Consider the following 12,487-nt stretch of genomic DNA (forward strand, 5'->3'; position numbering starts at 1 on the left):
CCGCCATGGACGCCACCCTGTCCCGCGTGTGGGACCAGACGCACGGCAAGGTCGTACGCTCCGGCGCCATGCCCCGGCGCACCCCGCCCGCCGGCGACGGCATCGCCCTGGCCGAGCTGCCCGAGCGGTACGCGCTGCCCGCCGCGATCCTGCGCGAGGCCATGACGCCCCGGCGCTGGGAGCCGTGGAACTCCTTCAACGAGCACCGCGACTACCCGTCGCCGCGCGCCGCCTGGCTGGTCGACGTGTCCGTCGTGGAGGGCCACCGCCGCTGGCTGGTCGACCCCGTCCGGGACCGGCTCGCCGGCCGCACGGACGCCCCGGCCGGCTCGGGCACGACCGTGACGCTGGAGCTGACCGTGCACCCCGAACGGCTGCCCGCCGGGTACGCGGCCCTGGCCGAGGTGCTGACCTGGCTGGAAGCCGGACACGTGGCCGCGGCCCTGGCCGAGAGCGCCCAGGCGCACGGCTGGACCGCGACCGCGGACCTGGACGACGACAGCGACCTGACCGTGACGCTGCGCCCCGGCGACGGCGTCGCGGGCGCGGAGCGTGGCGGCACGTCACCGGCTCGGCCGGCCGCGCGGCGCAGCTCCGGGCTGGGACCGCGCGGGCTGAGCGCCGACCCGGGCCCGCTGCCCGCCGGCACCCTCACGATGCTGTCCCAGGCGGCGTTCCGGCACCCGGCCGGTTCCCCGGCGGATTGGCCGGGGCTGCGCCACCGGGCCGTCGCCTCCCGGGTCACCGGCCTGACCGGCGGCCTGCACACCCTGGCCGGCGGCACGGCACAGCTCGTCGACGCCGACGCCACCATGGAGGCGGTCCAGCAGGCCTTCAGCTACCCGCGCGACAAGATGGACATCGCGGGCATGAACGTCGGCTGGGTGATCACCGCCGACGTCGCGGCCGCCGTCCGCGCCGGCGGCCTGGCCGCGTACCGGCGGCTGCTGCTGGCCTCCGGCGCGATCGGCCAGCACGTCGGCTCGGCCGCGGCGGCCGCCGGGCTGTTCTGCCGCCCTGCCCGCAGCGTGCACGAGGCGCACCTGGAGGCGGCCGTCGCCGCCCCCGCCGCCGAAGACTTCCTCTACCTGCTGCTCATCGGCCGGTCGCGCCCCCGCGACTTCGCCTACGACCTGACCCCGCCGGAGGTGCTGTCATGACCGCCGCCACCCTTGACCGGCACAGCGACGCCCGTGTGTGGCGCAGCCTGCACTGCTTCGCCTACTGGCCCTCGGGCGACCTCGACGACTTCCTGTGCCGCACGGTCACCCCGCTGCTGGACCGCCTGCGCCGCGAGCAGCGCATCGCCGACTGGTTCTACATCCGCTACTGGGAGGGCGGTCCGCACCTGCGGCTGCGCCTGCGCGGGGCGGACGAGTCCACCGGCGAGTGGCTGCGCGAGGAACTCGGCCGGCTGCTGGCCGAGGCCCCGTTCACCCCGGCGGCGCTCGACGGCAGCACCTACTACCAGGCGCTGGGTGGGCCCGCCGCGCAGTCGAAGGCCGGCTGGCACGAGCACGGCGAGGTACGCGAGATCGCCTACGTCGCCGAGACGCCCCGCTACGGCGGCGCCGCCGCCCTGCCGATCGCCGAGGACGTGTTCTGCCGCAGCACCGAGGTCGCCACCCGCGTCGTCGCCGCCACCGCCGACCCGCGGGCGCGGCTGGCCGCGGCCACCGAACTCACCATCGCCACCGCGATGGCGCTCGGCCTGGACCGGCTCGGCACCGCCCGCTGGCTGCGCATCCACGCCGGAGCGTGGCGCTTCAACACCGAGGTCGCGATGCTGCCGACCGCGCTCATGCAGGAGCGCACGTCGAAGGTGCTGGCGACCCAGGCGGCCACCCTCAACCAGCGCTGGGCTCGCACCGCCGCGGCCATCACCGCCGACCCCGAGGGCCGGCGTTCGCCGGTCACCGCCTGGGCCGGGGTGGTTCGCGAGGCCAACGCGCGGCTGGCCGAGCTGGAGCCCGGCGCGACCCCCGGGCGCTGGCTGGGCGTATGGGCGTCGCAGCTGCACATGCTTTTCAACCGGCTGGGCATCACCCCCGACGAGGAGCGCTCCGTGTGCTGGCTGGTCGCGGGCACGGCGCTGGCCCCCGAAGGGCTGGCCCCGTTCTTCGACGACGGCGCGCAGGCCCCCGACCGGCGCTACCACGAGGCCAGCAAGTTCCTGCTGGGCGGCGCGAGCGACCACTCGCCGCGCGAGGTGGAGGGCCCGCCCGCGTTCCGGATGCGCGCCATGCGGCCGCCGGTGCCGCTGCCCTCGCACGAGGCGCCGCGGCTGCCGCTGGCCGACGTGCTGCGCACCCGCCGCTCCGCCCGGGGCGCGCTGACCGGCCCGCTGCAGGCCGAGGAGCTGGGCACGCTGCTGTGGAGCGCGCACGCGATCTCGCACCACGAGCAGATCACCCTGCCCGACGGCACGCCCTACCGGTTCGGGCACCGGCCGTACCCCAGCGCGGGTGCGCGTTACGTCGCCAAGTTGCGCCTGGTCGTCCGCGACGTGGCCGGGGTCGAACCCGGCTGCTACCACGTCGACCCGGTCGACCGGACGCTGTGGTGGATGGGCGGCGTGCCGTCCGACGTGGACCTGCTGGCGACGTCGATGTGGTTCCAGCCCGACCACGCCTCGGCGTACGAGGGGATCGACATCTCGGCGATGCCGGCGATGCTCGCCCTCTACGTCGAACTAGGGCGGCTGCGGCCGCGCTACGGCATGCGCGCGCTGCGGTTCGGCACGGCCGAGGCCGGGCACCTGGCGCAGAACCTGTCGCTGGTCGCCGCGGCGACCGGGCTGTCGCTGGGCATGATCGGCGGCTTCTACGACGACGTCGCGCACGAGGTGTTCGGGCTCGACGGCATCGACAACGTGGCGGTCTACCTGCTGCCGATCGGGCGGCAGCGGCGCTCGCCGGACGGCTGAGACCCGCGGGTCCGGCCCCGCCGGGCCCGCGGTAACAAGCCCCGGACGCGATGAAGCCCCCGACCGTCAGGGAGGACCGGGGGCATCGCTTGCAGACAGTGTGGCACATCCGAGCGCGCGCCGCACCTATGACGGGAGGCACACCTCATGTCCGACCCCGCGCCGCGGCTGCGCAGGATCGCCGGTGTGAGCGAGCTGCGCGCGGTCAGCGACACGGTGCGCCTGGCCGTGCTGACCATCCTGTTCGACCATCCACAGGACAGCTTCTCCGTGCGTGAGCTGGCCGAACGCACCGGTGTGTCGGTGACGTTGATGCACTACCACCTCAAGATCCTGCGTACCGAGAACCTGGTGGGGGTGGTGGTGCGCCGCACCGCGCAGAACCGCCGCGAGCGGCAGTACCAGGCCCGGTATGCCGCGCTGCGCTGGGACTTCCCGGCCGCGGGCGACCCCGGGGTGTAAGACGCCGAAAACCCCGCCGGTCAGGGGCGGGGCAACGGCACTGTGCGGGTCGCCGGATGCCGGCGGGCTCACGGGGGAGCGGTCACTCGCTCCGGGCCGGGTGCAGCGCGATCAGCATGCCGAACGGGTGGCGGCCCGAACCGGCGCTCTTCTCGAACTTGCGGATCAGGTTGAGCAGTTCGGCGCGGAACTCCGCGATCTGGCTCTCCTCGATGCTGGCGACCGAGCGGCTGACCAGCAGCCGTTCGGTCTCGGCGGCGTCGGCGTCGATGGACATGGTGGACGCGGCCAGGCCGAGGTCGATCTCGTCGCGGGTGATGTCGAACTGGGTGCCCACGGCGGCGCGCAGGCTCTCGCCGTCGTTCTCGGTGCGCCGACTGAACCGCAGGTCGAGCTGGCCCGCGCCGTACTGCTTCTCGATGATGCCGTTGACCACACGGGTGTCTCTGATCTGGACGAGACCGTGCTGCTCCAGCAGGTTGAGGTGGTAGTAGATCTTGGTGGGGGAGATGCCGACGATCCCGGCGAACTCCTTGGCCGTCCACGTGCGCGCCGGCTCGGCCATCGCCAGCTCCAATATCGCCATGCGGATCGGATCGGCGAGCGCCTTCAGCGTCGCCACATCATCGATGACCCGCCGCGGCACTAACTCAGTCACGGCCAGAACCTCCCGTTCAACTCATACCAACGGTTCGACTATACACCAACGCTTGACAGAGTTTTGTTGCTCAGATTATTTTGAACGTCAAGATTAGCGCATCGCAATCTTTAAATACAAGCCGGAACCTCAGCTGGAGGGATCACCATGCCCAGGAACCGCCTCTCGACCGTGCTTGCCGCAGCCGCCCTCGCGGTCGTCGCCTCGCCCGGCATCGCCGCCGCGGCCCCCGACGCCGACCAGGCCGTCCCGCAGGAGCACAGCACCGCGATCATCGAGGTCCTCGCGCTCGGTGACCTGCCGGAGGTGCCGGGCCCGAACTTCGGCTGCGGCGTGTGCTGACGCCGAACCGGGCCACAGAACTTCGCAGACGGGCGGGTGCCGCAGCACCCGCCCGTCGCCGTCTGCCAGACCCCGCACCGCGACGACAGCCTCGACAGGTCCCGAACCGCTGACGGAAGGCCCCCGCCATGGTCACGCTCGTTCCCAGCCGCTACCTCGCCTTCGGCGACAGCACCTACCAGCACCGCATCGGACGACCGGTGCGCGCGGTCTACCACACCGCCTCCGCCCGAGCCCTGCTGCTCGAATCGTCCATCGTGGACGTGCTCAGCGGCGACGCACCGCAGGAGCGCCTGGACCCCGCGGCGCTGGGCCGGCTCGCGCAACTGGGCCTGCTGGTGCCCGCCGGGACCGACGAGGCCGGCGCGGTCATCGCCGCGTCCCGGGCCGCGGTGCGCGACGCGCGGCAGCGCCAGTTCGTGGTGATGCCGACGGCCTACTGCAACATGGGCTGCGACTACTGCGGGCAGGAGCACCGGCGCGGCGCGGGAGTAGAACCCGGGCGACACCGCGACGCGCTGGTCGAGCGGGTCGAGCGGGCCATGGCCGGCGGCCGCTACGACGCCGTCCACGTGCGCTGGTTCGGCGGCGAGCCGCTGATGGGGTACGCGGTGCTGCGGGCGCTGTCGGCCCGGTTCATCGCCGACGCGGCACGCCACGGTGTGCCGTACTCGGCGAAACTGGTCACCAACGGCGCGCTGCTCGACGCCCGCAAACTGCGCGCGCTGCACCTGGACTGCCGCGTCACGCAGATCGAGGTCACCATCGACGGGCCGCCCGACCAGCACGAGGCCTCCCGCCCGCTCAAGAGCGGGCAGCAGTCGTACCCCCGGATCGTCGCCGCCATCGCCGGCGCCCTGTCCGACCCCGACCTGGCCGGCCTGACCTTCAGCATCCGTACCAACGTCGGGGTGCACAACGCGGGCCTGGCGCGGGAGTTCGCGGCGGGCATGGCCGCGGCCGGGCTGGCCCACTCGCGGGTCAGCTTCTACCCCGCGCCGATCCACTCCTGGGGCAACGACGTCAGTGACGTCGCGCTGGACCGCGCCGAGCAGGCGCGCGTCGAGCTCGACTGGTACACCGCCTACGTCGGAGCGGGGCTGACCTGCGCGCTGCTGCCCGCCGCCACCCGTCCCGTGGTGTGCACCGCGGTCACCGCGCACAGCGAGGTCGTCGCCCCGGACGGCCGTGTCTACAGCTGCACCGAGCAGCCGCTGGTGCCCGGGTTCACCGAGCAGCACGTCGGTGCGCTCACCGAACTCGACCCGGCCGCGCCGCGCCCGGCAGGGGCGTTCGACGACTGGTACGACACCATCGACGCCGACCGCACCGGCTGCGGCAGCTGCCGCCTGCTGCCGGTGTGCGGCGGCGCCTGCCCGAAGCTGTGGGGCGAGGGCAAGCCGCCGTGCCCGCCGCTCAAGACCAACCTCGTCCAGCGCCTCGACCTGTTCGCCCGCTCCACCGGCCTGGCCCCGGCGTCCTGACCGGTCAGATCTCCTGCATCAGCTCGGCCAGGATGATCCGGCCGGCGGCCTCGATCAGCGCCAGGTGCGAGAACGCCTGCGGGAAGTTGCCCAGATGCCGGCCGTTGGCGGTGTCGAACTCCTCCGCGTACAGCCCCAGCGGCGACGCGACCGCCAGCAGCCGCTCCATCAGATCGCGGGCGTGCTGCGTCCGCCCGACCGCGGCCAGCGCCGACACCAGCCAGAACGAGCAGATCAGGAACGTGCCCTCTTTGCCGCTCATGCCGTCGTCGGTCTCGTCGGTGCGGTAGCGCAGCACGAACCCGTTGTCGGTCAGCTCCTCGGCGATCGCGTCGACGGTCTTGCGCAACCGCTCGTCGTCCATGGGCAGGAACCCGAACAGCACGGCGAGCAGCGTGGACGCGTCGAGGGAGTCGGTGGCGTAGTGCTGGCGCAGCACCCCGCGCTCGCTGACGCCGTGGGCGAGGATGTCGGCGCGGATCTGCTCGGCCGTGTCCCGCCAGGCGGCCGCCTGGGCGCCGTCGCCGCGGATCTCCGCCAGCGTCGCCGCCCGGTCCAGGGCCACCCAGCACATGAGCTTCGACGACACGTAGTGCTGCGGCTCGCCGCGGGCCTCCCAGATGCCCTGGTCCGGCTGCTGCCACACCTTCGCGGCGCATTCGGCCTGCGACTGCACGATCGGCCACAGCCGCCGGGGCAGCCGGCGGCTGTGCCGGGTGTGCAGCAGGATCGAGGCCAGCACCGCCCCGTACACGTCGTTCTGCCGCTGGTCGAAGGCGCCGTTGCCGACACGCACCGGCCGCGCGCCGTCGTAGCCCGACAGGTCGTCCCGGGTGCTCTCCGGCAGATCGCGACGGCCGTCGATGCCGTACATGATCTGCAGCGAGCCGTCCTCGGTCGGTTCGACGTCGGCGACGAACTGCATGAACTCGTCGGCCTCCCAGTTGAGGTTGAGCCAGTGCAGCGCCTTGAGGGTGAAGGTGGTGTCGCGCATCCAGGTGTACCGGTAGTCCCAGTTGCGCTCGCCGCCCGGGGTCTCCGGCAGCGAGGTGGTCAGCGCGGCGACGGTCGCGCCGGTGGGCATGTAGGTCAGTCCCTTGATGACCAGCGCGGAGCGCTGCAGCGGGTCCCGCCAGCGGTGGTCGGGCACCCGCGCCCCGGCCAGCCAGGTGCGCCAGTAGTCGGTGGTCTCCTCGACCAGCGCGTGGGCCCGTTCGGCGTCGGGCGGGATGTTGCCGGAGGCGCCCCACGACAGCAGGCAGTACGCGCTCTCGCCCGCGCGCAGCACGTGCTGGCCGCGGACCCGGCCGCCCTCGATGCCCAGGGCCAGGTCCGAGTGCATCCGCAGGGACCGCCCGGCGCCCTCGGCCACGGCGGCGGAGCAGTCGCCGTCGGCCAGCGACCAGGTCGCCGGGGTCCGGCCGTAGTCGAACACCGGCTCGCAGATCACCTCCAGCTGGACCTCGCCCTTGAGGCATCGCGCGGTGCGGACCAGCAGGTGGGCCGCGTCGTAGTCGGAGGGCGGGCGGGTGTGCGGGGTGACCTCGCAGGCGCCGGTGCGCCCGGTGACGATCAGGGCGTCGGTCACCAGCAGCCAGCCCGACGGGGTGCGCCACGTCGTCTCCAGCACGTTGGTGCCGGGACGGTAGTAGCGGGCGGTCGGGTGGGCGATGCCGTACGGCGCGAACCGAAACGTGCCCGCCTCCCGGTCCAGCAGGGCGCCGAACACGCTGGGGGAGTCGAAGCTGGGCACGCACAGCCAGTCGACCGAGCCGTCGGCGGCCACGAGCGCGCCGGTGTGACAGTCCGACAGGAACGCGTACTCGGCGATCGGCGGGAACGGCGAGACCGCACCGGTGACGGGCGGTGCGGCGGCGGCCGTGTCGACGGCGGTCATGACGCCACCGACCACATGGCGGCTTCTCCGGTGCGTCGATGACGGTCCACTGGCATCGTTTTGTAGCCGTCTGATCGCACAGCGTCAGCGTATCGCCGGTCGGCGCCGACCCTTCGCTGATCGCGTAATTCAGCGCGGCCTCGGAGCGCTGCCCCGCTGCGGTCGGCTGCTCGGCAGGACCGGGTGCAGACGGCGTGTTTGCTTGGCGAAGGGCGGGCGACCGGGCAGTCTATAGCCCGTGTTCGGCGGGGCAGCGTCGACGCCGTTCCACGGAGGATGGGGTTCATGGACCTGGCGCAGGAGTACGTCCGTCGCTATCTCGTCTCGCAGCGCGAGGCGGAGCGCAGGCTCGCGGACGAGATCGGCAAGTTGGAAGCGGTCGGCCACCGGATCATCGACGGCGGGCAGACCGGCCAGAGCAGCTGGATGTACACCGACTGGCTCACCGGCGAGGTCATCGCCAGCGGCGACGACGACCCTGACGACGAGGTGTTCGAGCAGCTGGACCCCGACGGCATGTTCCTCCACATCGACAACGTCGTGCGGCATCCGGTGAATCCCGACAACCCGGGTATCCCGCACAGCCTCGCCGAGGCGCTGCGTGACTGGGTGGACCTGCTGAAGACGACGGACGAGGACATCGCCCAGTTCGTGGGGTGGAGCGCGGACGACGTCGCGGCCGCCAGGTAGGCCTGCGGCAGCCACGCCGAGGTGGTCAGCCGAGGTCGAGGCGCTGTAGTGCGAGCATCACGAAGCCGCGCGGGGCCCGGTCCCAGCCCGGGACTCCTTCGAGGTCGTCCCGGTCGGACGCCTCGACCAGGATCGACAGCGCCTGCTCCGCCAGCGCCTTGCCGTCCCGGTAGGCCGAGGCTACGGCGGCGGTGACGGCGACCGTCGCGGTGCCGGAGAGCGTCAGCTCGCGCAGCCTCCGGTCGATGCGAACGTCCGAAGCCGGCGCATGAGCCAGGGCCAGGTTCGCGCTCGCCCTCGGCCGCGCTCGGTGCTCGGGCACCGCGATCAGCGCCGCCATCAGGGCGTCGGTGGGCTCGAACCAGGCGATCAGGGCAGCGGCCTGGGCCGCCACCTGGTCGTCGGGGTCCGACACCCAGCGGGTGATCGCGGACAGCCGGGCCGCGGCGGCGAAGTAGCTGTCCGCAGCCCAGCGCACCGCCGCCGCGTCCAGCACCGGGATCTCGTCGTCGGCCAGCTCCTCCTCGGCGTAGAACCGCTGGATGAGCTCGTCGTGCTCAGGGCCGTCGAACGTGTCCCCCGCCGCGAACGCCTGCCGCGGATCGAACGGCAGCGCGTCGTCGCGCCGGTCGCCGACGGCGATCCTGCGCAGCAGCCCGACGACCGCGGCCCGGTCCGGCGTCTCGGGGTCGTCGACCAGCGCGACCAGGAACGGCACGACCGCGTGGCTGGCCTGCCACCTGGTGCCCTGGTGGTAGACGTTGCCGGATAGGCACGCCAGCGCATCGGCCCGCCGGTCCTCGTCGCGGCTGCGCAGCGCGCGAAGCTGGTCCGGCACGTCCGTTGCCGGGCCGTACGCGTGGTGGAGCCGATGCCACGCGATGGCGTCGACATCGGCCAGCGGGCCGTCGTTCACCGTCGGGATTCTACGGATGGCGCGGAACGAAGCTTCCCGTGAGAGCGCTCTCGCCCGTATCGTCGGAATACCGCAGTGACGCGGCGGAGAGTGCAGGTGGCCACATGAGCAGGTCGAAGCCGACGATCGATGACGTCGCGAGGGTGGCGGGCGTGTCCCGGGCCACGGCGTCACGTGTGATCAACAACGCGCCCGGCGCGTCCGGGCCGCTGCGGGTGCGGGTGCAGGAGGCGGTGGCCCGGCTCGGCTACCGGCCCAACGAGGCGGCCCGTGCCCTGGCCTCCGGCCGCCCACGGGTCGTCGACGTGATCGCCGTCAGCTGCAACCTGCCCGGCGGCTGGCTGGGCTCGAACCCGTACTACGGCCGGGTCCTGGCGGGCATGATGCCGCTGCTGGAGGGCGTGGGCGCACAACTGCGGGTGCACGCGCTGACCCACGAGTCGGCCGCCGAGGCCCTGGACGAGCTCGCCGCCAACGTCACGCTCGGCGCGGTGCTGTCCGACATCACGCCGACGCTGGCCGCGCGGTTCCACCGCCGGTGCCGCCGGGTGGTCTCGCTGGTGCCGACCGCGGCCACGGTCCCGGCGATGGTCGCCGACAACATCGGTGGGGCGTACGCGGCGGTCACCCACCTGCACCGCCTCGGGCGCCGCCGGATCGCCGCGATCCACGGCCCGCTGATCAGCACCTGTGCCGCCGACCGGCGCATCGGGCACCTGCGGGCAGCCCAGCAACTGGGGCTGGTCGAGATCAGCGCCGACACCACCTTCACCCGCGAGGGCGGCTACCACGCCGCGCAGCGGCTGCTGGAGCAGCACCCGGACCTCGACGCCGTGTTCGTGGCCTGCGACCTGATGGCCGCGGGCGTGGTCCAGGCGCTCACCGCCGCCGGCCGGCGGGTGCCCGAGGACGTCAGCGTCATCGGCTTCGACGACAGCGTCGCCGCGATCTGCACGAACCCGCCGCTGACCACGATGCGCCTGCCCGTGGAGGAGATGGCCGCCGCCGCGGTGCGGCTGCTGCTGTCCGGCGACGTCCCGCCCGGCCACCGCGAGCTGTTTCCGGCCGAGCTCGTCGTACGCCAGAGCACCGGCCGCATGCCGGCCCGCTGACCGAAGGCGGTGGCCCATGTCGGCCCGCCGAGTTGCCCCGCCCGTCGCCTTGATGCTAAATCTGCGTTGGCGCTCCGACAGGGAGAGTGCCAACGCGGATGGGGGATGTCGGTGGGTCAGGTCGAGACGTTCGAGTTCCAGGCGGAGGCCCAGCAGCTACTCCAGCTGGTGATCCACTCCATCTACTCGAACAAGGACGTGTTCCTGCGGGAACTGGTTTCCAACGCCTCCGACGCCCTGGACAAGCTGCGCCTGGAGTCGCTGGTCGACAAGGAGCTCGACGCCGACACCAGCGACCTGCACATCGAACTCGCCGCCGACCGCGACCAGCGCACCCTGACGGTGCGCGACAACGGCATCGGCATGACCCGCGCCCAGGTCATCGAGCTGATCGGCACGATCGCCCGGTCCGGGACGGCGGAGTTCGTCAGCCGCTGGCAGCAGGCCAAGCAGGACGGCAACGCCGAGCTCATCGGCAAGTTCGGCATCGGGTTCTACTCCGGGTTCATGGTCGCCGACCGGGTCGTGCTGGTGACCCGCCGCGCGGGCGAGGCCGAGGGCACCCGCTGGGAGTCCACCGGCGCCGACACGTACGAGATCTCCACCGTCGCCGACGCCGCGGTGGGCACGTCCGTCACCCTGCACCTCAAGCCGGCCGACGAGGACGACCACCTGCACGACTACGCCGACCCGGCGGTGCTGCGGCGGATCGTCAAGCGCTACTCCGACTTCATCGCCTGGCCGATCCGGATGCGCGAGCCCGAGGCGGAGGCGGCCGAGACCCTCAACTCGATGAAGGCCCTGTGGTCGCGGTCCGCCGCCGACATCAAGCCGGAGGAGTACACCGAGTTCTACCGGCACGTCAGCCACGACTGGACCGACCCGGTCGAGACGATCCACCTGCGCGCCGAGGGCGCCCTGGAGTTCGACGCGCTGCTGTTCCTGCCCGCGCACGCCCCGCACGACCTGTTCGCCCGCAGCGCCCGGCGCGGCGTGCAGCTCTACATCAAGCGCGTGTTCATCATGGACGACTGCGAGGCGCTGCTGCCCGAGTACCTGCGCTTCGTCAAGGGCGTCGTCGACTCCGCCGACCTGTCGCTCAACGTGTCGCGGGAGATCCTGCAGCAGGACCGGCAGATCCAGACGATCCGCCGCCGCCTGGTCAAGAAGGTCCTCGGCACCCTCAAGGACATGCTCGCCAAGGACCCCGAGCGCTACACCGGCTTCTGGCGCGAGTTCGGCCAGGCCGTCAAGGAAGGCCTGGTCAACGACCCCGACAACCAGGCGGCGATCCTCGACCTGGTGCAGCTCGCCTCCACCCACGACCCGGCCCGGCCGAGCACGCTGCGCGAGTACGTCGAGCGGATGAAGCCCGACCAGACGGAGATCTTCTACCTCGTCGGCGAGCAGCGCGCCACCCTGGAGAACTCGCCGCACCTGGAGGCGTTCACCGCCAACGGCATCGAGGTGCTGCTGCTGCACGACCCGGTCGACGCGATGTGGGTCGACATGGTCGGCGACTACGACGGCAAGACGTTCGCCTCGGCCAGCCGCGGCGAGGTCGACCTGAAGACCGAGACCGACCAGGCCCCCGCGGCCGAGGACTACGCCGGGCTGCTGTCCTGGATGGGCGCCCGGCTCGCGGACAAGGTCAAGCAGGTGCGGCTGAGCACCCGCCTGACCACCTCGGCGGCCTGCCTGGTGTCGGACGCGTTCGACGCGTCCCCGGCACTGGAGAAGCTCTACCGGGCGATGGGCCAGGACCTGCCGAAAGCCAAGCGCATCCTGGAGCTGAACCCGCAGCACCCGCTGGTGGAGAAGTTGCGCGCCGCACACGGCGAGCGCGGTGACGACGACACGCTCGCCGAGACCGTCGACCTGCTGCACGCGATGGCGGTGCTCGCCGAGGGCGGCGAACTCGACGACCCGGCCGGGTTCACCCGCCGCCTGGCGGACCGGTTGTCCCGTACGCTCTGACGCCGCACGACGCGGGTGGCCGC

Annotated in this window: 11 protein-coding genes; 8 read left to right on the forward strand and 3 right to left on the reverse strand. The window is 72.6% G+C overall.

Annotated elements, in window-relative coordinates:
- The first annotated feature begins 5 nt into the window (after positions 1–5).
- The 3 genes from ACFQO7_RS21370 (at position 6) to ACFQO7_RS21380 (ending at position 3,388) form a co-directional block, all read left to right on the forward strand.
- Entirely contained in the window at positions 6–1,160 is a 1,155-nt protein-coding gene (locus ACFQO7_RS21370; protein ID WP_376807997.1) for a hypothetical protein, read from the forward strand.
- Positions 1,157–2,926, forward strand: a complete 1,770-nt coding sequence (locus ACFQO7_RS21375; RefSeq protein WP_376807998.1) for a thiopeptide-type bacteriocin biosynthesis protein — start codon at positions 1,157–1,159, stop codon at positions 2,924–2,926. Before ACFQO7_RS21370 ends, ACFQO7_RS21375 begins: the two co-directional genes overlap by 4 nt.
- 147 nt (positions 2,927–3,073) lie before the next feature.
- On the forward strand, positions 3,074–3,388 hold the full coding sequence (locus tag ACFQO7_RS21380) for a helix-turn-helix domain-containing protein (protein ID WP_376807999.1): 315 nt from the start codon (positions 3,074–3,076) through the stop codon (positions 3,386–3,388).
- Positions 3,389–3,470: 82 nt separating this feature from the next.
- On the opposite strand, the gene ACFQO7_RS21385 is transcribed toward ACFQO7_RS21380, so the two are convergent.
- Positions 3,471–4,046, reverse strand: a complete 576-nt coding sequence (locus ACFQO7_RS21385) for an ArsR/SmtB family transcription factor (protein ID WP_360526872.1) — start codon at positions 4,044–4,046, stop codon at positions 3,471–3,473.
- A 147-nt stretch (positions 4,047–4,193) separates the two neighbouring features.
- Here ACFQO7_RS21385 and ACFQO7_RS21390 point away from each other — a divergent pair, with 147 nt between their 5' ends.
- Complete coding sequence (locus tag ACFQO7_RS21390) at positions 4,194–4,388, forward strand: hypothetical protein (RefSeq protein WP_376808000.1); 195 nt, start codon at positions 4,194–4,196, stop codon at positions 4,386–4,388.
- 128 nt (positions 4,389–4,516) lie between these two features.
- Positions 4,517–5,872 (forward strand): radical SAM protein, encoded by a 1,356-nt coding sequence (locus ACFQO7_RS21395; RefSeq protein WP_376808001.1) that lies wholly within the window; start codon positions 4,517–4,519, stop codon positions 5,870–5,872.
- A gap of 4 nt (positions 5,873–5,876) precedes the next feature.
- Here the strand turns inward: ACFQO7_RS21395 and ACFQO7_RS21400 are convergent, their stop codons facing one another.
- A complete protein-coding gene (locus ACFQO7_RS21400; RefSeq protein ID WP_376808002.1) occupies positions 5,877–7,769 on the reverse strand; it encodes a glycoside hydrolase family 15 protein in 1,893 nt (630 codons plus the stop codon).
- Between the two features lie 285 nt (positions 7,770–8,054).
- Between ACFQO7_RS21400 and ACFQO7_RS21405 the strand changes: the two genes are divergently transcribed.
- A complete protein-coding gene (locus ACFQO7_RS21405) occupies positions 8,055–8,459 on the forward strand; it encodes a hypothetical protein (RefSeq protein ID WP_376808003.1) in 405 nt (134 codons plus the stop codon).
- 25 nt (positions 8,460–8,484) lie between these two features.
- On the opposite strand, the gene ACFQO7_RS21410 is transcribed toward ACFQO7_RS21405, so the two are convergent.
- On the reverse strand, positions 8,485–9,375 hold the full coding sequence (locus ACFQO7_RS21410) for a hypothetical protein (RefSeq protein WP_376808004.1): 891 nt from the start codon (positions 9,373–9,375) through the stop codon (positions 8,485–8,487).
- A 104-nt stretch (positions 9,376–9,479) separates the two neighbouring features.
- Between ACFQO7_RS21410 and ACFQO7_RS21415 the strand changes: the two genes are divergently transcribed.
- Both ACFQO7_RS21415 and htpG read left to right on the forward strand, forming a co-directional pair.
- Positions 9,480–10,487, forward strand: coding sequence for a LacI family DNA-binding transcriptional regulator (locus ACFQO7_RS21415; protein ID WP_376808005.1), 1,008 nt, complete (start codon positions 9,480–9,482; stop codon positions 10,485–10,487).
- A gap of 105 nt (positions 10,488–10,592) precedes the next feature.
- Positions 10,593–12,464, forward strand: coding sequence for a molecular chaperone HtpG (gene htpG / locus ACFQO7_RS21420; protein WP_376808006.1), 1,872 nt, complete (start codon positions 10,593–10,595; stop codon positions 12,462–12,464).
- Positions 12,465–12,487: the final 23 nt, after the last annotated feature.

This window comes from Catellatospora aurea, assembly GCF_042663325.1.
GTDB classification, from domain to species: domain Bacteria; phylum Actinomycetota; class Actinomycetes; order Mycobacteriales; family Micromonosporaceae; genus Catellatospora; species Catellatospora aurea.